The following is a 20976-nucleotide window of genomic DNA, read 5'->3' as shown; positions in this document are numbered from 1 at the left end:
TGCACGAACAGGCTCAGGGGATTAGTATTAGTTCCTGAATCTGCAATTTCACCAAACCAAAGCCCCCAAGTAGACTTGCCTGAGTTTCTGCCGCGACAAGCGCGGCCGAAGGGCAAGCCATTTGAAAACGTTCTAGGAGGAACCTGTGGCAAAGGCAAAGTTCGAGCGGACTAAGCCGCACGTCAACATCGGCACCATCGGTCACGTTGACCACGGTAAGACGACGCTGACGGCCGCCATTTCCAAGGTGCTGTACGACAAGTACCCGGATCTCAACGAGAAGCGCGACTTCGCGTCGATCGACTCTGCTCCCGAAGAGCGTCAGCGCGGTATTACCATCAACATCTCCCACGTGGAGTACCAGACCGAGAAGCGTCACTACGCACACGTTGACGCCCCCGGTCACGCTGACTACATCAAGAACATGATCACCGGTGCTGCCCAGATGGACGGCGCAATCCTCGTGGTTGCCGCTACCGATGGCCCCATGGCTCAGACCCGCGAGCACGTTCTGCTCGCCCGCCAGGTTGGTGTTCCCTACCTGCTGGTCGCGCTGAACAAGGCTGACATGGTTGAGGACGAGGAACTCCTCGACCTCGTGGAAATGGAAGTTCGTGAGCTCCTGAGCTCGCAGGGCTTCGACGGCGACAACGCTCCCGTCGTTCGCGTTTCCGGCCTGAAGGCCCTGGAAGGCGACCCCGAGTGGGTCAAGTCCGTTGAGGACCTGATGGCTGCTGTCGACGAGTCCGTTCCGGACCCCGTACGTGACCGCGACAAGCCGTTCCTGATGCCGATCGAAGACGTCTTCACCATCACCGGTCGTGGCACCGTTGTTACGGGCCGCGCCGAGCGTGGAACCCTCGCCATCAACTCCGAGGTCGAGATCGTCGGTATCCGCCCGGTCCAGAAGACCACGGTTACCGGTATCGAGATGTTCCACAAGCAGCTCGACGAAGCATGGGCCGGCGAGAACTGTGGCCTGCTGCTCCGTGGTCTGAAGCGCGACGATGTCGAGCGTGGCCAGGTTGTCGTCAAGCCGGGTTCCATCACCCCGCACACCGACTTCGAGGCCAACGTCTACATCCTCTCCAAGGACGAAGGCGGACGCCACAACCCGTTCTACTCCAACTACCGCCCGCAGTTCTACTTCCGTACGACGGACGTTACCGGCGTTATCACCCTGCCCGAGGGCACGGAAATGGTTATGCCCGGCGACAACACTGAGATGACCGTTGCGCTCATCCAGCCGATCGCTATGGAAGAGGGCCTCGGCTTCGCTATCCGCGAAGGCGGCCGCACCGTTGGTTCGGGACGCGTTACCAAGATCATCAAGTAGTCCTTGCTGATCAATGGAGAATCCGGACTGAGCGCCGGATAGTCCAGAGAAAAGCCCCGCTGCCTGTGCAGCGGGGCTTTTCGCTTTAACCTCCCTGATACTGTTGAAAACGTTGAAAGGAGTCCGTCATGGGATGGCTTATTTTCCTGCTTGTGGTGGTTGCCGTGGTGGCCGGCGTGTTCTGGGCCAAGAAGTACTTCCGGCACGAAATTGACCGTGCCAAGCGGATCAACCGGGCAAACAAGAACCAGTAACCTAGGCCTCCCTGGACTTCCTTGCCCGGCTGAGGGCCTGGTACCAGTAGTAGGACTGCTTCGGGGTCCGTTGCTGGGTACGGAAATCCACGTGCACCAGTCCGAAACGCTGTGAGTAGCCGGCGGCCCATTCGAAATTGTCCATCAGCGTCCAGACGTAGTAGCCCCGCAGGTCCACGCGGGACGCGATGCCGCCCGGGGATGTGGCCTCCAGTGCCGCCCGCAGATGGTTCGCCAGGTACTGCACCCGTTGCCCGTCCCCGAGTGTGCCGTCAACGGTGTCCGGCTCGGGAAAGCTTGCACCGCCTTCGGTGATGTAGACGGGCGGCAGGGCGTCGCCGTACCGGTCCTGGAGTTCCTTCAGCAGGATGCCTAAATGCCCGGGAGCCACCGGCCAGCCGAACCCGGTGTGGTCAAGTTCGGGGTAGCCCACCTCGTGGTAAGGCAGGGTGACAACCGCTTCCTGCGGTTCGGCGGGAATGGGCGTCACCCCGCGGCCGATCGCCACTTTCACCGGGAAGTAGTAGTTGAGGCCGTAGAAATCCAGCGGCTGGTGGATGGTGCGGAGGTCGGCGTCCGAAATGCGGCCGATGGACCGCAGCCAGGGCCTGGCGTACACCGGCAGGCTGGGGTAACGGCCCAGCAGGACGGGGTCGGCGTAGATCCGGTTCATCAGCAGGTCGTAGAGGTGCGCCACGAGGCGGTCGCCAACCTTGCGGCTGGCAGGCCTGACCGGCGAGTGCAGGTTGGTTACCCCCACGCCTCCCGTGACGCCGGCTGCGCGCAGGGCCTGGGCGCCAAGGCCGTGGGCGAGGAGCTGGTTGTGAACGGACGGCAGGGCATCGAACATCAGCGCGTGGCCAGGGGCGTGCACACCAAGGGCGTACCCGTTCAGGGTCACGGAGAGGGGTTCGTTGAGTGTGACCCATTGGGCTACGCGGTCGCCGTAGCGTTCGCCGGCCGCTGCCGCGTAGTCTCCAAAGCGTTCAGCTGTCTCCCGGTTCAGCCAGCCACCGCGGTGCTCCAGGGGCAGGGGAGTGTCCCAGTGGTACAGCGTGGCCATGGGAGAAATTCCGGCCTCGAGAAGCCGGTCGATCAGCCGGTCGTAGAAGTCCAGGCCCTCATTGTTCAAGCTGCCCCGGCCGTCCGGCTGGATCCGCGGCCAGGACAGGGAAAACCGGTAGGAGTCGACGCCGAGCTCCCGGAGAAGCTCCACGTCCTCAGGCAGCCGGTTGTAGTGGTCGCAGGCGACTGCAGGGGAGTGGCCGTCCACGATCGCACCCGGTTTTTCCGCGAACGCGTCCCAGCCGGACGGCCCGCGGCCGCCCTCGCGGAGGGCGCCCTCGACCTGGAACGCCGCCGCGGCCACGCCCAGGGTGAACGACGGCGGCATGCGCCCGGCCAGTTCCGTCACCAATTCAGTGCTTTCCAGCGTCATGTCCTTATCATCCATTCGGACCGAACCAAGGGCAATCACCTGCCGAAGGTGGTTCCGAAAAGGGACGATTCGCATCTTCCGGGGATTTCCGGCATACTAGATGAGTTGTTCAAGCGCTTCTTCGCGTCCCGATCCGGATAATGCCGGACGCAGGGTCCAAGTTGAAGCCCAAACATAACCCACCCCAATGGATTTGCGGATTTGTATGCGTGTTGAGCGCGACACGCCCGACCGCGGGGGTCGGTTGCGCCGGCAAGGTGAGGAACCCGGATTCATCCGGATTCAGCTTGTGCGGCGGGTGGTGGTTACGACCTCAAATGCTTCGGCAGCCATACAACGAGAAATGAACAGGGCAGCCCTAACCAGGGGAAGCACAGACTGAAAGAGAGTCAGGCGACATGGCGGGACAAAAAATCCGCATCCGGCTGAAGTCATACGACCACGAGGTCATTGACGTTTCAGCACGGAAGATCGTTGAGACGGTCACGCGCGCAGGCGCAACGGTAGTGGGCCCCGTGCCGCTGCCCACGGAGAAGAACGTGTACTGCGTTATCCGCTCTCCGCACAAGTACAAGGACAGCCGCGAGCACTTCGAAATGCGCACGCACAAGCGTCTTATCGACATCATCGATCCCACGCCCAAGGCCGTCGACTCGCTCATGCGTCTTGACCTGCCGGCAGACGTGAACATCGAAATCAAGCTGTAGGGAGGTGCTGAGAAACTATGACCGCAACCCGTAACGTTAAGGGCCTGCTGGGCACGAAGCTCGGCATGACCCAGGTCTGGGACGAGAACAACAAACTCATCCCCGTCACTGTGGTCCAGGCAGACTCGAACGTCATCACCCAGCTGCGCAACGCTGAGACCGATGGCTACGTCGCCGTTCAGATCGGCTACGGCCAGATCGATCCCCGCAAGGTCACCAAGCCGCTGGCTGGTCACTTTGAGAAGGCAGGCGTCACGCCTCGCCGCCACGTCGTCGAACTCCGTACCGCAGATGCTGCCGAGTACGCGCTGGGCCAGGAGCTCTCCGTTGAGCTCTTCGAGGCCGGCCAGAAGATCGACGTCATCGGCACCACCAAGGGTAAGGGCTTCGCCGGTGTTATGAAGCGTCACGGCTTCTCCGGTGTTGGCGCCTCCCACGGTGCCCACAAGAACCACCGTAAGCCCGGTTCAATCGGTGGCGCATCCACCCCGAGCCGCGTCTTCAAGGGCATGAGAATGGCCGGCCGCATGGGCGCCGTTCGTCACACCACGCTGAACCTCACCGTTCACGCGGTAGACGTCGAGAAGTCGCTGCTCCTGATCAAGGGTGCCGTTCCCGGTGCCCGCGGCCAGGTCGTCTTCGTACGCACCGCCGTGAAGGGAGCCTAGTTCAATGGCTAACACTGTCCAGGTTGACCTGCCTGCAGAGATCTTCGACGTTCAGACCAACGTGCCGCTGCTGCACCAGGTTGTCGTTGCCCAGCTCGCTGCTGCTCGCCAGGGTACCCACAAGACCAAGACCCGCGCCGAGGTTTCCGGTGCAGGACGCAAGCCGTTCAAGCAGAAGGGCACCGGCCGCGCCCGTCAGGGTTCGATCCGTGCTCCGCACATGACCGGCGGTGGCATTGTCCACGGTCCCACCCCGCGTGACTACAGCCAGCGCACCCCCAAGAAGATGATTGCTGCTGCACTGCGCGGCGCACTGTCTGACCGGGCACGCAACGGACGCATCCACGTTGTCGCCGAACTGGTTGAGGGCACCAAGCCTTCCTCCAAGACCGCCCTGGCGACGCTGCGCGGTGTTTCCGAGCGCAAGAACCTGCTGGTTGTCATCGAGCGTGACAACGATGTTGCTGCACTGTCCGTGCGCAACCTCGCCGGTGTTCACGTTCTGTACGCAGACCAGCTGAACACCTACGACGTTCTCGTCTCTGATGACGTTGTCTTCACCAAGGCTGCCTACGAAGCATTCGTTGCCGCTAAGGCAGCTAAGAACGAGGAGGATGCCAAGTGAGTGCAGCCACCATCAAGGATCCCCGCGACGTTGTGCTTGCACCCGTCGTGTCGGAAAAGAGCTACGGCCTGATCGACGAGGGCAAGTACACCTTCCTGGTGGACCCCCGGTCGAACAAGACCGAGATCAAGCTGGCCGTGGAGAAGATCTTCTCCGTCAAGGTCGAATCGATCAACACCATCAACCGTGCCGGTAAGCGCAAGCGCACCAAATTCGGATGGGGTACCCGCAAGAACACCAAGCGTGCGATTGTCACCCTCAAAGAAGGCACCATCGACATCTTCGGCGGTCCGCTCGCGTAGCGGAGACCACTTTAACGAGGAAATAAATTATGGGAATCCGTAAATACAAGCCGACTACCCCGGGCCGTCGTGGCTCGAGCGTAGCGGACTTCACCGAAATCACGCGGTCGACGCCGGAAAAGTCGTTGGTGCGTCCGCTGCCCAAGAAGGGCGGCCGTAACAACACCGGTAAGATCACCACCCGTCACAAGGGTGGTGGACACAAGCGCCAGTACCGTCTGATCGACTTCCGTCGCCACGACAAGGACGGCGTTGACGCCCGCGTTGCCGAAATCGAGTACGACCCGAACCGTACTGCCCGCATCGCGCTCCTGCACTACGTTGATGGCACCAAGCGTTACATCATCGCCCCGAACAAGCTCGCCCAGGGCGACTTCGTGGAGGCAGGTCCCAACGCGGACATCAAGCCCGGCAACAACCTGCCCCTGCGCAACATCCCTGTGGGTACCGTTGTGCACGCAGTGGAACTGCGCCCGGGCGGCGGTGCCAAGATGGGCCGCTCCGCCGGTGCATCCATCCAGCTCGTCGCAAGGGAAGGCCGCTTCGCCCAGCTGCGCCTGCCCTCCGGTGAAATCCGCAACGTTGACGTGCGCTGCCGCGCAACCGTCGGCGAGGTGGGCAACGCCGAGCAGTCGAACATCAACTGGGGCAAGGCCGGCCGCATGCGGTGGAAGGGCGTCCGCCCGACCGTCCGTGGTGTCGCCATGAACCCGGTTGACCACCCGCACGGTGGTGGTGAGGGTAAGACCTCCGGTGGTCGTAACCCCGTCAACCCGAACGGTAAGCGGGAAGGCCGCACGCGCCGCCCCAACAAAGAGAGCGACAAGCTTATTGTGCGTCGCCGTCGTACTGGCAAGAACAAGCGATAGGAGCCTGGACACATGCCACGCAGCCTGAAAAAAGGTCCTTTCGTTGACCAGCACCTCTTTGTGAAGGTAGCCAGGGAAAACGAAAAGGGCACCAAGAACGTCATCAAGACCTGGTCCCGCCGTTCGATGATCATCCCCGACATGCTCGGACACACGATCGCCGTACACGACGGACGCAAGCACATCCCGGTGTTTGTCACTGAGTCGATGGTCGGGCACAAGCTCGGCGAATTCGCTCCCACGCGGACTTTCCGCGGCCATGTCAAGGACGACCGTAAGGGCAAGCGCCGCTAGGCGCCTGCACTTACGTCAAAGACGAGAGAAGGAAAGCAATGGAAGCCAAGGCAATTGCGCGCCACATCCGCGTAACGCCTATGAAGGCCCGGCGCGTCGTCAACCTTGTTCGTGGTTTGCAAGCGAACGAGGCTCTGGCAATTCTGAAGTTCGCCCCGCAGGCAGCTTCGGAGCCGGTATTCAAGGTAGTTCAGTCGGCAATCTCCAACGCCCGGGTCCTCGCGGACCGCGACGGCGTGGCGTTTGACGAAGGCGACCTCATCATCAGCGAAGCGTTTGTTGATGAAGGCCCGACCATGAAGCGGTTCCAGCCGCGCGCCCAGGGTCGTGCATTTCAGATCAAGAAGCGCACCAGCCACATCACCGTGGTAGTCGCTACCCCGGAGAAAGAGGAGGCTCGCTAAGTGGGACAGAAAGTAAACCCGCACGGGTTCCGACTCGGCATCACCACCGATCACGTATCGCACTGGTTCGCTGACAGCACCAAGTCCGGCCAGCGGTACAAGGACTTCGTCCGCGAAGACATCCGCATCCGCCAGCTCATGTCCACGGGCATGGAGCGCGCCGGCATCGCCAAGGTCGAAATCGAGCGCACCCGCGACCGCGTCCGCGTGGACATCCACACGGCCCGTCCCGGCATCGTCATCGGCCGCCGTGGAGCAGAAGCAGACCGCATCCGCGGCGAGCTCGAAAAGCTCACCGGCAAGCAGGTCCAGCTGAACATCCTCGAGGTCAAGAACCCCGAGATGGAAGCCCAGCTTGTGGCCCAGGGCGTTGCAGAGCAGCTGACTTCCCGCGTGGCATTCCGCCGTGCGATGAAGAAGGCCATGCAGTCCGCCCAGCGTGCAGGTGCCAAGGGCATCCGTATCGCCTGCTCGGGTCGACTGGGTGGCGCTGAAATGTCCCGCTCGGAGTTCTACCGCGAAGGCCGTGTGCCCCTGCACACCCTCCGCGCGAACATCGATTACGGCTTCTACGAAGCCAAGACCACCTTCGGCCGCATCGGCGTGAAGGTCTGGATCTACAAGGGTGACGTCACCGCCAAGGAACTGGCCGCCCAGGCCGCTTCCGCCCCGTCCCGCGGCCGCTCCGGCGACCGTCCGGGCCGCCCGGGTGGCGCTGACCGTGGCGATCGCCGCCGTCGTAACGACCGCCCGGCCGCTGACGCAGCTCCTGCTGCCGAAGCACCGGCAGCTGAAGCTGCTGCACCCGCAGCAGAAGGAGGACAGGCTTAAATGCTTATCCCACGTCGAGTCAAGCACCGTAAGCAGCACCACCCGGGTCGTTCCGGCGCTGCTACGGGCGGCACCAAGGTCACCTTCGGTGAGTACGGCATCCAGGCCCTGAGCCCGGCCTACGTCACCAACCGGCAGATTGAATCCGCCCGTATCGCCATGACCCGCCACATTAAGCGTGGCGGTAAGGTCTGGATCAACATCTACCCGGACCGTCCGCTGACCAAGAAGCCTGCCGAAACCCGTATGGGTTCCGGTAAGGGTTCTCCGGAATGGTGGGTTGCAAACGTCAAGCCGGGCCGGGTTCTGTTCGAACTCTCCGGTGTCAATGAAGAGGTAGCTCGCGAGGCCCTGCGCCTGGCGATCCACAAGCTGCCGTTGAAGGCACGCATCGTGCGTCGCGAGGGTGGTGAATAGAAATGGCAGTAGGATCCAAGGATCTGGCTCCCGCAAAGCTGGACGGTTTCGACAACGAGCGTCTCGTTGAAGAACTCCGCAAGGCCAAGGAAGAGCTGTTCAACCTGCGTTTCCAGTCCGCCACCGGTCAGCTGGAGAACCACGGTCGTCTGCGCGCGGTAAAGAAGGACATCGCCCGCATCTACACCGTTCTCCGTGAGCGCGAGCTGGGCATCCGTGCCGAGGTTGCCGCACCGGTTGTGGAAGCCAAGGAAGAAAAGAAGTCCAAGAAGGCTGCAACCAAGAAGGCTGAAAAGGCCGAAACGGTTGAGACCGAGGAGGATGCCAAGTGAGTGAAAAGGACGAGAACGTGACGGAAACTGCTACCGGCGCCAAGGCTGGTCAGCGCGGTTACCGCAAGACCCGTCGCGGCTACGTGGTTTCGGACAAGATGGAAAAGACCATCGTTGTCCAGGTTGAGGACCGCGTGAAGCACGCCCTGTACGGCAAGGTCATCCGCCGTACCTCCAAGGTCAAGGCACACGACGAGAACAACACCGCCGGCATCGGCGACCTCGTTGTCATCGCCGAGACCCGTCCGCTGTCCGCCACCAAGAACTGGCGGCTCGTGGAAATCCTCGAGAAGGCCAAGTAGCACCTGCTGCTTTGCCGTGTGGCCCCTGCTCCCTTCCGGGAGCGGGGGCTTCCTCGTTTAATCCGGCCGGCCGCCTGGAGCGTCACGCGGAGCACGCTTTTGCGGAGCGTACGACGGCGGCGTCCCGGCTTTGCGGGGGAGCGGCACCCAAGGCGGGCCGAAAGGCTGCCGTGCGTGACGCCGTCGTCCGTCTTGCGGGGGAGTGCTGCCGGGTGATATGGGGATCCGCCGGAAACGTGCTAGGATATTGAGTTTGTATGGCGCCTTTCCGCGCCGTTCACCAAACTCGTAAACAAGCGTGCCACAGCATAGTGCTTCCTTGCGCCCGGGATCCGTCCCGGACCGGATGGGGGCAACTGCTTCTGGCACGGGCGTTTAGGCCTGGTCTGGCAAAATCCAGGCAGGTCAAGAGACACCCCGATCAACCGTTCCGCAAGGCTCATTCCGTAGGAAGTTTTTCGGTCTGAGAACCGGCGCGACGCAAGGAGTAAATAGTGATTCAGCAGGAGTCGCGACTGAAGGTCGCCGACAACACGGGTGCTAAGGAAATCCTTACCATTCGCGTTCTCGGTGGATCTGGCCGTCGCTACGCAGGCATCGGTGACGTCATCGTCGCCACCGTCAAGGACGCAATCCCGGGCGGCAACGTAAAGAAGGGCGACGTCGTCAAGGCTGTCGTCGTCCGTACCAAGAAGGAACGCCGCCGTGCGGATGGTTCCTACATCAAGTTTGACGAGAACGCAGCTGTGATCCTGAAGAACGACGGTGACCCCCGCGGTACCCGTATCTTCGGACCGGTTGGTCGTGAACTGCGTGACAAGAAGTTCATGAAGATCGTTTCTCTGGCTCCGGAGGTGCTCTAGTCCATGGCTGCAAAGATCAAGAAGGGTGACCTGGTCCAGGTCATCACTGGCGCCAAGGCTGAGCGCGGCGGCGACCGCGGCAAGCAGGGCAAGGTCCTGCGCGTGTTCACCGACACCAACCGCGTGTTGGTTGAGGGCATCAACCGCGTCACCAAGCACACCAAGGTCGGTCAGTCGCAGCGCGGCACCAAGACCGGTGGCATCGAGGTTGTTGAAGCTCCGATCCACATCTCCAACGTGGCACTGGTTGACCCGTCGACCAAGAAGCCGACCCGCGTGGGCTTCCGCCTCGACACCGTAGAGAAGGACGGCGTTAAGAAGACCGTCCGCATCCGCGTGTCCAAGAGCACCGGGAAGGACATCTAATGACTGAGACTCTCGAGACTCCGGCAACGAAGATCGTTCCTCGTCTGAAGACCAAGTACGCCGAAACCATCAAGGGCCAGCTCCAGGATGAGTTCAAGTACGCCAACGTCAACCAGGTACCCCGGCTGGTGAAGGTTGTTGTGAACATGGGTGTTGGAGATGCCGCCAAGGACTCCAAGCTGATCGACGGCGCTGTCCGCGACCTCACCCAGATCACCGGCCAGAAGCCGCAGGTTACCAAGGCCCGCAAGTCGATCGCACAGTTCAAGCTGCGCGAAGGCATGCCCATCGGTGCACACGCGACCCTGCGTGGCGACCGCATGTGGGAATTCGTGGACCGCCTGGTCACCCTGGCCCTGCCCCGTATCCGCGACTTCCGCGGCCTCAGCGGCAAGCAGTTCGATGGCAACGGCAACTACACCTTCGGTCTGACCGAGCAGGTTATGTTCCACGAAATCGACCAGGACAAGATCGACCGCGTCCGCGGTATGGACATCACGGTTGTGACCACTGCGAAGACCGACGACGAAGGCCGTGCGCTGCTCAAGGCGCTTGGTTTCCCGTTCAAGACCGAAGCTTAAGTAACTACGTAAAAGGTCCGGCCGTTCTGCTCCCTGGTGGGTGGACGGCGGAAACCGTTACGAGGAAGGGCAAGAGCCCACAATGACAATGACAGATCCTGTCGCAGACATGCTTACGCGCCTGCGTAACGCAAACTCGGCATACCACGACACCGTGTCCATGCCGTACAGCAAGCTCAAGGCACGCGTTGCCGACATCCTCAAGGCCGAAGGTTTCATCGCCGGCTGGAAAGAAGAGGACGCTGAGGTTGGCAAGAAGCTGACCCTCGAGCTGAAGTTCGGTCCGAACCGCGAGCGTTCAATCGCTGGTGTTCGCCGCATCTCCAAGCCGGGTCTCCGCGTTTACGCGAAGTCCACCAACCTGCCGCACGTGCTCGGTGGCCTGGGCATCGCAATCCTGTCCACCTCTTCCGGCCTCCTGACTGACAAGCAGGCCGGCAAGAAGGGCGTGGGCGGCGAAGTCCTCGCGTACGTCTGGTAACGGGAAAGGAAGAGAATAATGTCACGTATTGGACGTCTCCCCATCACCGTTCCTGCCGGCGTTGAGGTTAAGGTTGACGGCTCCGTCGTCACCGTCAAGGGTTCCAAGGGCGAGCTGAGCCACACTGTGGCCAGCCCCATCGAGGTTGCCCTGGAAGACAGCACCCTGACCGTCACCCGCCCGAACGACGAGCGCAACTCCCGTTCGCTTCACGGCCTGACCCGCACCCTGATCGCCAACATGATCCAGGGCGTTACCGCAGGCTACGAGAAGAAGCTTGAAATCGTTGGTACCGGTTACCGCGTTCAGGCCAAGGGTTCTGACCTTGAGTTCGCTCTGGGCTACAGCCACCCGGTCAACGTTTCGGCTCCGGCCGGCATCACCTTTGCAGTAGAGGGACCGACCAAGCTCTCTGTCTCAGGCATCAACAAGCAGCAGGTCGGCGAGGTTGCTGCCAACATCCGCAAGCTGCGGAAGCCGGACCCCTACAAGGGCAAGGGCATCCGTTACGCCGGCGAAGTCATCCGCCGCAAGGTCGGAAAGGCTGGTAAGTAACCATGGCCATCGCTATCAACAAGAAGCGCACGAACAAGAGCAAGGCTGCTGCACGCAGCCGCCGCCAGCTTCGTATCCGCAAGCGCATTGCAGGAACCCCGGCTCGCCCCCGTCTGGTGGTCAACCGTTCTGCACGCCACGTATTTGTCCAGGTTGTCGACGACACCATTGGCCAGACCGTAGCAAGCGCATCCACTTTGGAAGCCGACCTTCGTGCATTCGACGGTGACAAGACTGCCAAGGCCAAGCGCGTTGGCGAGCTCGTTGCCGAGCGTGCCAAGGCTGCCGGCGTCGAAGCTGTCGTCTTCGACCGCGGTGGTAACAAGTACCACGGCCGGATCGCCGCCGTCGCTGACGGTGCACGTGAAGGTGGGCTGTCGCTGTGACCGAAGCAAACAAGGAAAAGGACACTGTGTCTGCAGATCAGAAGGCTACCGAAGCCGCAGCTGCTGAGACCACTGCCCCCGCTGCCGAGGACCGCCGCGGCGGTGCCCGCCGCGGTGAGCGTGGCGACCGCGGCCAGGGCCGTGGCGACCGCGGTGGCCGTGGCGGCCGCGACGGCGGACGTGAAGCCGAGAAGAACCAGTTCGTAGAGCGCGTTGTCACCATCAACCGCGTCTCCAAGGTGGTCAAGGGTGGTCGTCGCTTCAGCTTCACCGCCCTGGTCGTCGTCGGTGACGGCAACGGCATGGTCGGCGTCGGCTACGGCAAGGCGAAGGAAGTTCCCGCTGCAATCGCCAAGGGCGTTGAAGAGGCCAAGAAGTCCTTCTTCCGCGTTCCCCGCGTTGGCAGCACCATCCCGCACCGCGTTCAGGGTGAAGCCGCTGCCGGCGTCGTAATGCTGCGTCCGGCCTCGGCCGGTACCGGTGTTATCGCCGGTGGTCCGGTCCGTGCAGTACTGGAGTGCGTGGGCATCCACGACATCCTCTCCAAGTCGCTCGGTTCCTCCAACGCCATCAACATCGTCCACGCGACCGTTGATGCCCTGAAGCGCCTCGAAGAGCCCGCAGCTGTGGCAGCACGCCGCAACCTGCCGCTGGACGAGGTTGCTCCGGCCGCCCTGGTGCGCACGCTGATGAACTCGAAGGCAGGTGCCTAGGCTATGGCTAAGAACCTGGTCCCCTCCGACGCAAAGTTGGAGATCACCCAGATCAAGGGCGTCATCGGCGCCAAGCAGAACCAGCGCGAGACCCTGCGGTCCCTCGGCCTGAAGCGGATCGGACACACCGTTGTCCGCACCGCCGACGCCGTGACCGTGGGCATGCTCAACACGGTTCCGCACCTCGTGAATGTTGAGGAGGCGAAGTAAATGGCAGAGAAGACTGAGGCACAGGCTGCTGAGAAGCAGAATGCACTGAAGGTTCACCACCTGCGTCCCGCCCCGGGTGCAAAGACCGCCAAGACCCGTGTTGGTCGTGGTGAGGCTTCCAAGGGTAAGACCGCCGGTCGCGGTACCAAGGGTACGAAGGCCCGCTACCAGGTAAAGGCTGGCTTTGCCGGCGGCCAGCTGCCGCTGCACATGCGCCTGCCCAAGCTGCGCGGCTTCAAGAACCCGTTCCGGGTTGAGTTCCAGGTCGTGAACCTGGACAAGCTCAACGAGCTGTTCCCGGAAGGTGGCACTGTCACCGTGGAGAACCTGGTCGAAAAGGGCGCCGTTCGCAAGAACCAGCCCGTCAAGGTGCTGGGCACCGGAGACATCACCGTCAAGGTCGACGTCACCGCCCACGCATTCTCGGCCAGCGCCGCTGAAAAGATCGCAGCAGCAGGCGGAAGCACCACCGCTCTCTAGAGCCGGTGGGCGACAGCCCGTTGTTCAACTCCCGGTGACCGGGGCCCAGGCCCCGGTCACCGGGAGTTTTTCACATCCGCACGCCGTATTTTTCCCGCCACCGGGCGCACGGGCGCCGGTCCGGATTGTTCGCATGGCGTATCCAACCGTTAGACTCGGTTGTTGGGATTTATTTCAGTCCCATCACTCCACCCTTATAAACACCACAGGAGGACGCTTGCTTAGCGCATTTGGCCGGGCCTTTCGCACGCCTGATCTGCGACGCAAGTTGTTGTTCACGCTGGGAATCATCACCATCTTCCGCTTGGGTGCCTTCATTCCCTCGCCTGGTGTGGACTACCAGAATGTCCAGCAATGTTTGCAGAGCGGCCAGACGGCCGGCGGGCTCTACCAGCTCGTTAACCTGTTCAGCGGCGGCGCGTTGCTCCAGGTGTCCATCTTCGCCCTGGGCATCATGCCCTACATCACGGCCAGCATCATCGTCCAGCTCCTCCGGGTGGTCATTCCCCGGTTCCAGGAACTGTACGAGGAAGGTGCCTCGGGCCAGTCGAAGCTGACCCAGTACACCCGGTACCTCACCATCGCGCTGGGCCTGCTCAACGCCACCACGCTGGTGTCCCTGGCCCGTTCGGGCCAGCTGCTTCCCGGCTGTGCGCTGCCGATCATCCCCGATGACAGCGTGATCACGACCATCCTGATCGTCATCACCCTGACGGCCGGCACCGGCCTGATCATGTGGATGGGCGAGCTGGTCACGGAGAAGGGCGTGGGTAACGGCATGTCCCTGCTCATCTTCACGTCCATCGCTGCCACGTTCCCCACCTCCCTGGGTGCCATCTGGACCTCGCAGGGACCGGCAACGTTCTTCACCGTCCTCGCCGTCGGCCTGCTGACGGTGGCCCTGGTGGTCTTCGTGGAGCAGTCGCAGCGCCGCGTTCCCGTGCAGTACGCCAAGCGGATGATTGGCCGGCGCACCGTGGGTGGAACCAGCACCTACATTCCCATCAAGGTGAACATGGCCGGCGTCATCCCGGTGATCTTCGCTTCCTCCATGCTTTACCTGCCCGGCCTGATTGCGCAGTTCAACCAGCCGGCCGCAGGCGAGCAGCTCCAGCCCTGGGTTGAATGGATCAACAACAACCTGACCCGAGGCGACCACCCGATCTACATGGCGATCTACTTCGCCCTGATCGTGTTTTTCACATACTTCTACGTCGCGATCACCTTCAACCCTGAAGAAGTGTCCGACAACATGAAGAAGTACGGCGGCTTCATCCCAGGTATCCGCGCCGGCAAACCGACCGCTGACTACCTGCAGTACGTGCTCTCCCGGATCACCCTGCCCGGCGCCCTCTACCTGGGCTTCGTGGCACTGATTCCGCTGGTGGCACTGGTACTGATCAACGCGAACCAGAACTTCCCGTTCGGTGGCACCTCGATCCTGATCATGGTGGGCGTTGGTCTGGAGACCGTCAAGCAGATTGATGCGCAGCTACAACAACGTCACTACGAAGGGCTTTTGCGATGACGAGAATGCTGATTATTGGACCTCCCGGTTCCGGAAAAGGAACGCAGGCGGAGCGGATTTCAGAGCGCCTCGGCGTTGTGGCAATCTCCACCGGCGACATCTTCCGTGCCAATGTAAAGGGCGAAACGCCGCTTGGCATCGAGGCCAAGAAGTACATGGACAACGGGGACTTCGTGCCGGACAGCGTTACCAACAAGATGGTGCGCGACCGCCTCAGCGAGTCCGACGTCGAGTCCGGCTTCCTGCTGGACGGCTACCCCCGCACCACCGCGCAGGTGGACTACCTTGACGAGATCCTCGCCAAGGGCGAGGAGAAGCTCGACGTCGTCCTGCAGCTGACGGCCGACGACGAGGAACTGGTGCACCGCCTCCTGGGCCGGGCCAAGGAAACGGGCCGGAGCGACGACAATGAAGCCGTCATCCGCCACCGCCTTGACCTGTACCACGAGCAGACTGAGGCCGTTGTGGCCAAGTACGCCGAACGTGGCATCCTCACCCAGGTCGACGGCATCGGCCCGATCGATGAAGTGACCGACCGCGTGATGCAGGCCATCAAGGCGGCACAGGCAGCCTGATCCAGGCACTGTTTTCCGAGGCTCCTCCCGGCATACGGGAGGAGCCTCAGCCATTTGAAAGGACAACACCATGGCCTTCGGCCAGCCCCGCATCGAACTCAAGAACAACGCCCAGATGCGCACCATGCACGAGGCAGGACTGGTCCTGCACCGCGCCCTGGACGCCGCCGTGGCCGCCGCGGTTCCGGGTGTCACCACCAAGCACCTCGACGACGTTTTCGCTGCGGTGCTCAACGAGGCCGGAGCCAAGTCCAACTTCCTCGGCTACCACGGCTTCCCGGCCACCATCTGCACCTCGGTTAACGAGGAAGTGGTGCACGGCATCCCGGGCAGCCGCGTCCTCGAGGACGGGGACATCATCTCCATCGACGGCGGGGCCATCGTGGACGGCTGGCACTCCGACTCGGCACGCACCGTAATCGTGGGCACCGCCGACCCAGAGGACCAGCGGCTCTCCGACGTTACCCACGCAGCAATGTGGCGGGGAATCGCCGCACTTGCCACCGGAACCCATGTGGGGGACATCGGCGCTGCCATCGACGACTACGTTTCCTCCGTCCCCGGCAAGCCGCTCGGTATCCTGGAGGACTACGTGGGCCACGGCATCGGTTCCGAAATGCACATGGCGCCGGACGTCCTCAACTACCGCACCAGCCACCGCGGCCCCAAGATCAAGCCCGGCCTGTGCCTCGCGATCGAGCCCATGCTGGTCCGCGGCGGGATCGACACGGCCGTGCTGGAGGACGACTGGACGGTGGTCACCACGGACGGCAAGCGTTCCTGCCAGTGGGAGCACTCCGTCGCGGTCCACGAAAAGGGCATCTGGGTGCTGTCGGCGCCCGACGGCGGCGCGGAGCACCTGGTGCCCCTCGGCGTCACCCCCGTGCCGATTCCCTAGCCCAACTGACTAGCAGTAAGTGTCGTTTTGGACCTTCAGAACGACACCTACTGCTACCTAGTTGGGGGAGCGGGGGTCTTCGCCTGCTGAGGGATCCTCCGGTTCCCACCGCAGCAGGTCGCCGGGCTGGCACTCAAGCACTTCGCAGAGCGCTTCCAAGGTCGTGAACCGTACGGCCTTGGCCCGGCCGTTCTTCAGGACTGCCAGGTTGGCGGGCGTGATGCCGATGCGTTCGGCCAGTACCCCGACCGGCATCTTCCGCTTCGCCATCACCACGTCGATGTCAACGATGATGGGCATCAGATCACCTCATCGAGTTCGGACCGCAGGTGCCTGGCCTCGGCATCCCGGGCAACGGCCTGGGCCAGGAGCTTCCGCAGCACCAGGACGATCAGCGCGACACCGCCGATCATCAGGGCGCCGCCGCAGATCAGCAGGACAATGCCGGGCGCAACGTCACCCGGGGCCAGCAGCACCGCGATTCCGAACACCAGCACCGCCGCCACCGAGATGGCGCCAAAGATGATGTCCACGTAGCGGAACGCGCCGTGTGAGAAGACTGTTCCGCGCCGCACCATGGTCAGCAGCCGCCAGACGCAGACGGAAGTCACCTGCACGCACACTATCCCCAGGACCACAATCGCGAGGAACGCAATCCTGGGCCCGTCCGGTGCTCCGGCGTTCTGCAGGTCCACGGACACCAGCGGCACCATCCGGACCTGGACGAACAGCGACCCGGCCAGGACCAGGGCAATCACTAAGCGCAGCGCGAGGACCGTTAGTTTTCCCATGAGCTCTCCTCTATCGAACAACAAGTGGATGCTATCGATATTCAATAGGTTGGGCAAGGGGCAGAATAGACACCATGGGTTCACTGACCGATGTAGCGGGTATCCGGGTGGGGCACGTCCAGAAGACCGACGGCGGCTGGCTCACCGGAGTCACGGTGGTCCTTCCGCCGCCAGGCACTGTCGGTTCCGTGGACGTGCAGGGCGGTGGCCCCGCCACCCATGAGACGGACGCGCTCGACCCCACCAGCCTGGTCAGCCAGGTGGATGCGGTGGTGCTTACCGGGGGAAGTGCCTACGGCCTCGCCTCAGCCGGCGGGGCCCAACGCTGGTGCGAGGAAAACGGCCGCGGTTTCGCCGTGCCCGGGGGAGTAGTGCCGATCGTCCCGGCCGCCGCCATCTTCGACCTGGGCCGCGGCGGAAACTTTTCCGCCCGCCCGACGCCGGACATGGGCTACCAGGCAACGGTCGCCGCTTCGGCTGAAAAGGATGGGCACGACGTCGGACGCGGCAACGTCGGTGCCGGCGCCGGCGCACTCATCGGGCGGACCTACAAGGGTGGCGTTGGTACGGCTTCCGTCACGTTGGACAATGGTGCCGTTGTCGGAGCGCTGGCGGTGGTCAACGCGCTGGGGCTGCCGGTGGCAGAGCATTCACTGCTGAAGGAATCAGTCGTTGAGCCGGGACCCGGCCCGGGGTTCAACACCACGCTGGTTGTCGTCGCCACCAATGCCGTGCTTGATGTGGCCGAATGCAAGCGGACCGCCTCGGCATCACATGCCGGCATTGCCCGGGCGCTCAATCCTTCACACACCCTTGCTGACGGGGACACCGTCTTTTGCCTCGCAACCGGGGCCGTGGCACTTGACCGCAGCGACGAAACCGCCCGGCAGATCAGCCTTGTGACGCTGCAAAGCGCGGCAGCCGACGTCGTACGCCTGGCCGTCCTGGACGGCGTGGCAAGCGCCGCGCCCGTAAGCACCCCGACGGGTGACTATGGTGCGTATGGCGGGCGGATGCGCTAGCATGGCTGGATTTAACTTTCGCCGCCCAATGGCGTAGTGTTGTTTGTTGGTTGTCTGGACTGCCGCGCCCTTTTGGGCCTGGGGCAGGCAATCGATCCAACAAAAACGTTCGTGGCAATGCCCGGTGCAATCCGGCAGGGCTGCGGCAACAACAGTTAGCGGAGGGTATGGCCAAGAAGGACGGGGTCATTGAGATCGAAGGCGTTGTGACCGAGGCGCTGCCTAACGCGATGTTTCGCGTTGAGCTCACCAACAAGCACATCGTCCTGGCACACATCTCTGGAAAGATGCGTCAACACTACATTCGAATCCTCCCCGAGGACCGCGTAGTGGTGGAGCTGAGCCCGTACGACCTCACCCGTGGTCGTATCGTCTACCGCTACAAGTAAATTGCTGGGCGGCTTCAGCGCGAGCTGACGGCTGCTCCAGTTGACCACTGTTACACGCAAAGGAATGCCATGAAGGTCAAGCCGAGCGTCAAGCAGATCTGCGAAAAGTGCAAAGTGATCCGCCGTAATGGCCGGGTCATGGTGATCTGCGAGAACCCGCGCCACAAGCAGCGCCAGGGCTAATTTCCCTCCCGAGGGAAAATCCTGGGTTGCTAACCCACGCAAGTAAATAAAGGCAGCACAAGCTGATCTGGAACATTGAGCTTCAACGAGTCCGGACAGCTAACCCCCGGTCGGAGGCTGGGGCCGCACCGAACGTGCGGGTGTACTGCCTACGACCTCCGGTTTATTCAAGGAGTACTGCCACTATGGCTCGTCTCGCTGGCGTAGACATTCCCCGCGAAAAGCGGCTGGAAATTGCGCTTACTTACATCTACGGCGTGGGCAAGACCCGTGCACACGAAACCCTGGCTGCCACTGGCATCAGCGCCGACGTCCGCGTCAAGGACCTGACTGATGCCCAGCTGGTTGAGCTGCGTGACTACATTGAAGGCAACTACAAGGTTGAGGGTGACCTTCGCCGCGAAGTAGCAGCTGACATCCGCCGCAAGGTTGAAATCGGCAGCTACGAAGGCCTGCGCCACCGCAAGGGCCTGCCCGTACGCGGTCAGCGTACGAAGACCAACGCACGTACCCGCAAGGGCCCGAAGCGTACCGTCGCCGGCAAGAAGAAGGCCCGCTAAAATCCCCGGTCGGGATTTTGACGGAGCTTTCCCCAATAACTTTCTGTAGGAGAAGAAATGCCCCCGAAGACTCGTGGCGCGGTCCGCAAGCCGCGTAAGAAGGACAAGAAGAATATCGCGCTTGGCCAGGCGCACATCAAGAGCACCTTTAACAACACCATCGTTTCCATCACGGATCCGACCGGCGCTGTTATTTCCTGGGCTTCCTCTGGTGAGGTCGGCTTCAAGGGCTCGCGCAAGTCCACCCCGTTCGCTGCGCAGATGGCTGCCGAAGCGGCTGCCAAGCGTGCGCAGGAGCACGGCATGCGCAAGGTAGACGTTTTCGTCAAGGGACCGGGTTCCGGACGCGAAACCGCAATCCGTTCGCTGCAGGCCGCTGGCCTCGAGGTTGGCTCCATCCAGGACGTCACCCCCGCAGCGCACAACGGCTGCCGCCCGCCGAAGCGCCGCCGCGTCTAAGTAACTTTCCGCAGCAGGAGCTTGCCCGGACCAGCAATGGTCCGGGCAAGCCCAGCGCGTTAAGTCTTCAGACCGAATTTCCACCACCTGTGTTGCGTCATATAGCGGATGCTCGCCGAAAGGAAACCTAAGTGCTCATTGCACAGCGCCCCACCCTCTCCGAAGAGGTAGTCTCCGAAAACCGTTCGCGTTTCGTTATCGAACCGCTGGAACCGGGCTTCGGCTACACCCTCGGAAACTCCCTCCGCCGTACCCTGCTCTCGTCCATCCCCGGTGCCGCTGTAACCAGCATCCGGATCGATGGCGTGCTGCACGAGTTCACCACGGTTCCGGGTGTCAAGGAAGATGTCACCGAGATCATCCTGAACATCAAGAACCTGTCGGTTTCCTCCGAGCACGACGAGCCTGTTGTGGCTTACCTGCGCAAGCAGGGTCCCGGAGTCGTCACCGCCGCGGACATCGCTCCGCCGGCCGGCGTCGAATTCCACAACCCGGATCTGCACATCGCCACGCTGAACTCAAAGGGCAAGTTCGAGCTCGAACTGACCATCGAGCGCGGCCGCGGCTACGTTTCGGCAGCTCAGAACAAGTCCGGCGACGCAGAGATCGGCCGCATCCCGGTCGACTCCATCTACTCGCCGGTGCTGAAGGTTACTTTCCGCGTGGAAGCGACCCGTGTTGAGCAGCGCACCGACTTCGACAAGCTGATTGTCGACGTCGAGACCAAGCAGGCCATCGCCCCGCGCGATGCCGTTGCTTCCGCAGGCACCACCCTGGTGGAACTGTTCGGTCTGGCCCGTGAGCTGAACACCGCAGCTGAAGGTATCGAGATCGGCCCCTCGCCCACCGACGCTGCCCTGGCAGCCGACATGGCACTGCCGATCGAGGATCTGGACCTCACCGTCCGTTCCTACAACTGCCTCAAGCGTGAGGGCATCCACACCGTGGGTGAACTCGTTGCCCGCTCCGAGGCTGACCTGATGGACATCCGCAACTTCGGTGCAAAGTCCATTGACGAGGTCAAGGCAAAGCTGGTTGAACTGGGCCTGTCCCTCAAGGACTCGCCTCCCGGTTTTGACCTCGCAGCACGCGCCGCAGCAATCGAAGAGGACGACGCCGCCTACGGCGACGACGAACTCTAAACCAGACCTTGGCCG

The 20976-nt window shown here is 62.4% G+C and carries 34 protein-coding genes; 31 read left to right on the top strand and 3 right to left on the bottom strand.

The annotated features are described in order from the left end of the window. Nucleotides 1-145 precede the first annotated feature (145 nt). Together tuf and ACYQ1Z_RS06505 are read left to right on the top strand one after the other, a co-directional pair. Nucleotides 146-1336, top strand: coding sequence for an elongation factor Tu (gene tuf / locus ACYQ1Z_RS06510; RefSeq protein ID WP_013601835.1), 1191 nt, complete (start codon nucleotides 146-148; stop codon nucleotides 1334-1336). A gap of 128 nt (nucleotides 1337-1464) precedes the next feature. Beyond that, nucleotides 1465-1590, top strand: coding sequence for a hypothetical protein (locus ACYQ1Z_RS06505; protein ID WP_459791672.1), 126 nt, complete (start codon nucleotides 1465-1467; stop codon nucleotides 1588-1590). A 1-nt stretch (nucleotide 1591) separates the two neighbouring features. On the opposite strand, the gene ACYQ1Z_RS06500 is transcribed toward ACYQ1Z_RS06505, so the two are convergent. Further along, nucleotides 1592-3028, bottom strand: a complete 1437-nt coding sequence (locus ACYQ1Z_RS06500; protein WP_459791671.1) for a GH1 family beta-glucosidase — start codon at nucleotides 3026-3028, stop codon at nucleotides 1592-1594. A 398-nt stretch (nucleotides 3029-3426) separates the two neighbouring features. Between ACYQ1Z_RS06500 and rpsJ the strand changes: the two genes are divergently transcribed. From rpsJ to map, 23 genes are all read left to right on the top strand, one after another. Further along, nucleotides 3427-3735: a 30S ribosomal protein S10 gene (rpsJ, locus tag ACYQ1Z_RS06495; RefSeq protein ID WP_003803825.1), complete on the top strand. Its 309-nt coding sequence runs from the start codon at nucleotides 3427-3429 to the stop codon at nucleotides 3733-3735. Nucleotides 3736-3752: 17 nt separating this feature from the next. Beyond that, a complete protein-coding gene (gene rplC / locus ACYQ1Z_RS06490; RefSeq protein WP_459791670.1) occupies nucleotides 3753-4403 on the top strand; it encodes a 50S ribosomal protein L3 in 651 nt (216 codons plus the stop codon). 4 nt (nucleotides 4404-4407) lie between these two features. After that, nucleotides 4408-5028 (top strand): 50S ribosomal protein L4, encoded by a 621-nt coding sequence (gene rplD / locus ACYQ1Z_RS06485; protein ID WP_459791669.1) that lies wholly within the window; start codon nucleotides 4408-4410, stop codon nucleotides 5026-5028. Further along, a complete protein-coding gene (gene rplW / locus ACYQ1Z_RS06480) occupies nucleotides 5025-5330 on the top strand; it encodes a 50S ribosomal protein L23 (RefSeq protein ID WP_011692807.1) in 306 nt (101 codons plus the stop codon). Before rplD ends, rplW begins: the two co-directional genes overlap by 4 nt. Nucleotides 5331-5359: 29 nt before the next feature. Continuing rightward, nucleotides 5360-6199, top strand: coding sequence for a 50S ribosomal protein L2 (gene rplB / locus ACYQ1Z_RS06475; protein ID WP_459791668.1), 840 nt, complete (start codon nucleotides 5360-5362; stop codon nucleotides 6197-6199). A 12-nt stretch (nucleotides 6200-6211) separates the two neighbouring features. Beyond that, on the top strand, nucleotides 6212-6493 hold the full coding sequence (rpsS, locus tag ACYQ1Z_RS06470) for a 30S ribosomal protein S19 (protein WP_003803803.1): 282 nt from the start codon (nucleotides 6212-6214) through the stop codon (nucleotides 6491-6493). Nucleotides 6494-6531: 38 nt separating this feature from the next. Further along, on the top strand, nucleotides 6532-6897 hold the full coding sequence (rplV, locus tag ACYQ1Z_RS06465) for a 50S ribosomal protein L22 (RefSeq protein WP_009358304.1): 366 nt from the start codon (nucleotides 6532-6534) through the stop codon (nucleotides 6895-6897). Beyond that, the gene (gene rpsC / locus ACYQ1Z_RS06460) at nucleotides 6898-7728 is read left to right on the top strand and encodes a 30S ribosomal protein S3 (protein WP_133202374.1); all 831 of its coding nucleotides are present in this window, start codon (nucleotides 6898-6900) and stop codon (nucleotides 7726-7728) included. Next, nucleotides 7729-8145: a 50S ribosomal protein L16 gene (gene rplP / locus ACYQ1Z_RS06455; RefSeq protein ID WP_021472412.1), complete on the top strand. Its 417-nt coding sequence runs from the start codon at nucleotides 7729-7731 to the stop codon at nucleotides 8143-8145. It abuts the gene before it with no gap. Between the two features lie 2 nt (nucleotides 8146-8147). After that, a complete protein-coding gene (gene rpmC, locus ACYQ1Z_RS06450) occupies nucleotides 8148-8477 on the top strand; it encodes a 50S ribosomal protein L29 (RefSeq protein WP_009358301.1) in 330 nt (109 codons plus the stop codon). Next, complete coding sequence (gene rpsQ, locus ACYQ1Z_RS06445) at nucleotides 8474-8779, top strand: 30S ribosomal protein S17 (protein ID WP_459791667.1); 306 nt, start codon at nucleotides 8474-8476, stop codon at nucleotides 8777-8779. Before rpmC ends, rpsQ begins: the two co-directional genes overlap by 4 nt. 494 nt (nucleotides 8780-9273) lie before the next feature. After that, on the top strand, nucleotides 9274-9642 hold the full coding sequence (gene rplN / locus ACYQ1Z_RS06440) for a 50S ribosomal protein L14 (RefSeq protein WP_043119386.1): 369 nt from the start codon (nucleotides 9274-9276) through the stop codon (nucleotides 9640-9642). Nucleotides 9643-9645: 3 nt separating this feature from the next. Further along, nucleotides 9646-10008 (top strand): 50S ribosomal protein L24, encoded by a 363-nt coding sequence (gene rplX, locus ACYQ1Z_RS06435; RefSeq protein ID WP_009358298.1) that lies wholly within the window; start codon nucleotides 9646-9648, stop codon nucleotides 10006-10008. Continuing rightward, entirely contained in the window at nucleotides 10008-10589 is a 582-nt protein-coding gene (gene rplE / locus ACYQ1Z_RS06430) for a 50S ribosomal protein L5 (RefSeq protein WP_110541323.1), read from the top strand. Before rplX ends, rplE begins: the two co-directional genes overlap by 1 nt. An 82-nt stretch (nucleotides 10590-10671) precedes the next feature. Beyond that, nucleotides 10672-11070, top strand: coding sequence for a 30S ribosomal protein S8 (rpsH, locus tag ACYQ1Z_RS06425; protein WP_043454616.1), 399 nt, complete (start codon nucleotides 10672-10674; stop codon nucleotides 11068-11070). An 18-nt stretch (nucleotides 11071-11088) separates the two neighbouring features. Then, nucleotides 11089-11625, top strand: a complete 537-nt coding sequence (rplF, locus tag ACYQ1Z_RS06420; protein WP_459791666.1) for a 50S ribosomal protein L6 — start codon at nucleotides 11089-11091, stop codon at nucleotides 11623-11625. Nucleotides 11626-11627: 2 nt separating this feature from the next. Beyond that, entirely contained in the window at nucleotides 11628-12011 is a 384-nt protein-coding gene (gene rplR / locus ACYQ1Z_RS06415; protein ID WP_459791665.1) for a 50S ribosomal protein L18, read from the top strand. Further along, a complete protein-coding gene (gene rpsE / locus ACYQ1Z_RS06410) occupies nucleotides 12008-12724 on the top strand; it encodes a 30S ribosomal protein S5 (protein ID WP_459791664.1) in 717 nt (238 codons plus the stop codon). The genes rplR and rpsE overlap by 4 nt, the downstream gene beginning before the upstream one ends. 3 nt (nucleotides 12725-12727) lie before the next feature. After that, on the top strand, nucleotides 12728-12934 hold the full coding sequence (rpmD, locus tag ACYQ1Z_RS06405) for a 50S ribosomal protein L30 (RefSeq protein WP_058266516.1): 207 nt from the start codon (nucleotides 12728-12730) through the stop codon (nucleotides 12932-12934). Beyond that, nucleotides 12935-13414, top strand: a complete 480-nt coding sequence (gene rplO / locus ACYQ1Z_RS06400; RefSeq protein WP_459791663.1) for a 50S ribosomal protein L15 — start codon at nucleotides 12935-12937, stop codon at nucleotides 13412-13414. A gap of 217 nt (nucleotides 13415-13631) precedes the next feature. Then, nucleotides 13632-14942 (top strand): preprotein translocase subunit SecY, encoded by a 1311-nt coding sequence (gene secY, locus ACYQ1Z_RS06395; protein WP_459791662.1) that lies wholly within the window; start codon nucleotides 13632-13634, stop codon nucleotides 14940-14942. Between the two features lie 5 nt (nucleotides 14943-14947). Next, a complete protein-coding gene (locus tag ACYQ1Z_RS06390; RefSeq protein WP_459791661.1) occupies nucleotides 14948-15517 on the top strand; it encodes an adenylate kinase in 570 nt (189 codons plus the stop codon). Between the two features lie 70 nt (nucleotides 15518-15587). Continuing rightward, entirely contained in the window at nucleotides 15588-16415 is an 828-nt protein-coding gene (map, locus tag ACYQ1Z_RS06385) for a type I methionyl aminopeptidase (protein WP_459791660.1), read from the top strand. Nucleotides 16416-16472: 57 nt separating this feature from the next. Here the strand turns inward: map and ACYQ1Z_RS06380 are convergent, their stop codons facing one another. Continuing rightward, nucleotides 16473-16715, bottom strand: a complete 243-nt coding sequence (locus tag ACYQ1Z_RS06380; RefSeq protein ID WP_459791659.1) for a helix-turn-helix domain-containing protein — start codon at nucleotides 16713-16715, stop codon at nucleotides 16473-16475. Further along, the gene (locus tag ACYQ1Z_RS06375; RefSeq protein WP_459791658.1) at nucleotides 16715-17206 is read right to left on the bottom strand and encodes a DUF2975 domain-containing protein; all 492 of its coding nucleotides are present in this window, start codon (nucleotides 17204-17206) and stop codon (nucleotides 16715-16717) included. The genes ACYQ1Z_RS06380 and ACYQ1Z_RS06375 overlap by 1 nt, the downstream gene beginning before the upstream one ends. A gap of 74 nt (nucleotides 17207-17280) precedes the next feature. Between ACYQ1Z_RS06375 and ACYQ1Z_RS06370 the strand changes: the two genes are divergently transcribed. From ACYQ1Z_RS06370 to ACYQ1Z_RS06345, 6 genes are all read left to right on the top strand, one after another. After that, nucleotides 17281-18228: a P1 family peptidase gene (locus ACYQ1Z_RS06370; protein WP_459791657.1), complete on the top strand. Its 948-nt coding sequence runs from the start codon at nucleotides 17281-17283 to the stop codon at nucleotides 18226-18228. A gap of 167 nt (nucleotides 18229-18395) precedes the next feature. After that, nucleotides 18396-18617, top strand: a complete 222-nt coding sequence (infA, locus tag ACYQ1Z_RS06365) for a translation initiation factor IF-1 (protein ID WP_009358723.1) — start codon at nucleotides 18396-18398, stop codon at nucleotides 18615-18617. Nucleotides 18618-18686: 69 nt separating this feature from the next. Then, a complete protein-coding gene (gene rpmJ / locus ACYQ1Z_RS06360) occupies nucleotides 18687-18800 on the top strand; it encodes a 50S ribosomal protein L36 (protein WP_009358722.1) in 114 nt (37 codons plus the stop codon). A 185-nt stretch (nucleotides 18801-18985) separates the two neighbouring features. After that, nucleotides 18986-19360 carry a 30S ribosomal protein S13 gene (gene rpsM, locus ACYQ1Z_RS06355; protein WP_003803743.1) on the top strand — a complete coding sequence of 125 codons (375 nt, stop codon included), beginning with the start codon at nucleotides 18986-18988 and terminating at the stop codon, nucleotides 19358-19360. Nucleotides 19361-19417: 57 nt separating this feature from the next. Then, nucleotides 19418-19819, top strand: coding sequence for a 30S ribosomal protein S11 (gene rpsK / locus ACYQ1Z_RS06350; protein WP_009358720.1), 402 nt, complete (start codon nucleotides 19418-19420; stop codon nucleotides 19817-19819). A 131-nt stretch (nucleotides 19820-19950) separates the two neighbouring features. Then, a complete protein-coding gene (locus ACYQ1Z_RS06345; protein WP_459791656.1) occupies nucleotides 19951-20961 on the top strand; it encodes a DNA-directed RNA polymerase subunit alpha in 1011 nt (336 codons plus the stop codon). The last annotated feature ends 15 nt before the right edge of the window (nucleotides 20962-20976 follow it).

It is taken from the genome of Arthrobacter sp. AD-310, assembly GCF_054656615.1.
Note: the sequence above shows the minus strand (reverse complement) of the source record. Positions and strands in the feature narration are given on the sequence as shown.

What these genes read in the sequence shown, in the direction of transcription:
- ACYQ1Z_RS06370 (WP_459791657.1), top strand. Translation starts at nt 17,281, where the DNA reads ATGGGTTCACTGACCGATGTAGCGGGTATCCGGGTGGGGCACGTCCAG.
- rplX (WP_009358298.1), top strand. Translation starts at nt 9,646, where the DNA reads ATGGCTGCAAAGATCAAGAAGGGTGACCTGGTCCAGGTCATCACTGGC.
- rpsH (WP_043454616.1), top strand. Translation starts at nt 10,672, where the DNA reads ATGACAATGACAGATCCTGTCGCAGACATGCTTACGCGCCTGCGTAAC.
- rplP (WP_021472412.1), top strand. Translation starts at nt 7,729, where the DNA reads ATGCTTATCCCACGTCGAGTCAAGCACCGTAAGCAGCACCACCCGGGT.
- rpsJ (WP_003803825.1), top strand. Translation starts at nt 3,427, where the DNA reads ATGGCGGGACAAAAAATCCGCATCCGGCTGAAGTCATACGACCACGAG.
- ACYQ1Z_RS06380 (WP_459791659.1), bottom strand. Translation starts at nt 16,715, where the DNA reads ATGCCCATCATCGTTGACATCGACGTGGTGATGGCGAAGCGGAAGATG.
- rpmC (WP_009358301.1), top strand. Translation starts at nt 8,148, where the DNA reads ATGGCAGTAGGATCCAAGGATCTGGCTCCCGCAAAGCTGGACGGTTTC.
- rplF (WP_459791666.1), top strand. Translation starts at nt 11,089, where the DNA reads ATGTCACGTATTGGACGTCTCCCCATCACCGTTCCTGCCGGCGTTGAG.
- rpmD (WP_058266516.1), top strand. Translation starts at nt 12,728, where the DNA reads ATGGCTAAGAACCTGGTCCCCTCCGACGCAAAGTTGGAGATCACCCAG.
- rpmJ (WP_009358722.1), top strand. Translation starts at nt 18,687, where the DNA reads ATGAAGGTCAAGCCGAGCGTCAAGCAGATCTGCGAAAAGTGCAAAGTG.
- rplD (WP_459791669.1), top strand. Translation starts at nt 4,408, where the DNA reads ATGGCTAACACTGTCCAGGTTGACCTGCCTGCAGAGATCTTCGACGTT.
- rpsK (WP_009358720.1), top strand. Translation starts at nt 19,418, where the DNA reads ATGCCCCCGAAGACTCGTGGCGCGGTCCGCAAGCCGCGTAAGAAGGAC.
- ACYQ1Z_RS06500 (WP_459791671.1), bottom strand. Translation starts at nt 3,028, where the DNA reads ATGACGCTGGAAAGCACTGAATTGGTGACGGAACTGGCCGGGCGCATG.
- rplO (WP_459791663.1), top strand. Translation starts at nt 12,935, where the DNA reads ATGGCAGAGAAGACTGAGGCACAGGCTGCTGAGAAGCAGAATGCACTG.
- rplR (WP_459791665.1), top strand. Translation starts at nt 11,628, where the DNA reads ATGGCCATCGCTATCAACAAGAAGCGCACGAACAAGAGCAAGGCTGCT.
- rplV (WP_009358304.1), top strand. Translation starts at nt 6,532, where the DNA reads ATGGAAGCCAAGGCAATTGCGCGCCACATCCGCGTAACGCCTATGAAG.
- rplC (WP_459791670.1), top strand. Translation starts at nt 3,753, where the DNA reads ATGACCGCAACCCGTAACGTTAAGGGCCTGCTGGGCACGAAGCTCGGC.
- rplB (WP_459791668.1), top strand. Translation starts at nt 5,360, where the DNA reads ATGGGAATCCGTAAATACAAGCCGACTACCCCGGGCCGTCGTGGCTCG.
- ACYQ1Z_RS06375 (WP_459791658.1), bottom strand. Translation starts at nt 17,206, where the DNA reads ATGGGAAAACTAACGGTCCTCGCGCTGCGCTTAGTGATTGCCCTGGTC.
- infA (WP_009358723.1), top strand. Translation starts at nt 18,396, where the DNA reads ATGGCCAAGAAGGACGGGGTCATTGAGATCGAAGGCGTTGTGACCGAG.
- rpsS (WP_003803803.1), top strand. Translation starts at nt 6,212, where the DNA reads ATGCCACGCAGCCTGAAAAAAGGTCCTTTCGTTGACCAGCACCTCTTT.
- map (WP_459791660.1), top strand. Translation starts at nt 15,588, where the DNA reads ATGGCCTTCGGCCAGCCCCGCATCGAACTCAAGAACAACGCCCAGATG.
- ACYQ1Z_RS06505 (WP_459791672.1), top strand. Translation starts at nt 1,465, where the DNA reads ATGGGATGGCTTATTTTCCTGCTTGTGGTGGTTGCCGTGGTGGCCGGC.
- ACYQ1Z_RS06390 (WP_459791661.1), top strand. Translation starts at nt 14,948, where the DNA reads ATGCTGATTATTGGACCTCCCGGTTCCGGAAAAGGAACGCAGGCGGAG.
- rpsM (WP_003803743.1), top strand. Translation starts at nt 18,986, where the DNA reads ATGGCTCGTCTCGCTGGCGTAGACATTCCCCGCGAAAAGCGGCTGGAA.
- rplE (WP_110541323.1), top strand. Translation starts at nt 10,008, where the DNA reads ATGACTGAGACTCTCGAGACTCCGGCAACGAAGATCGTTCCTCGTCTG.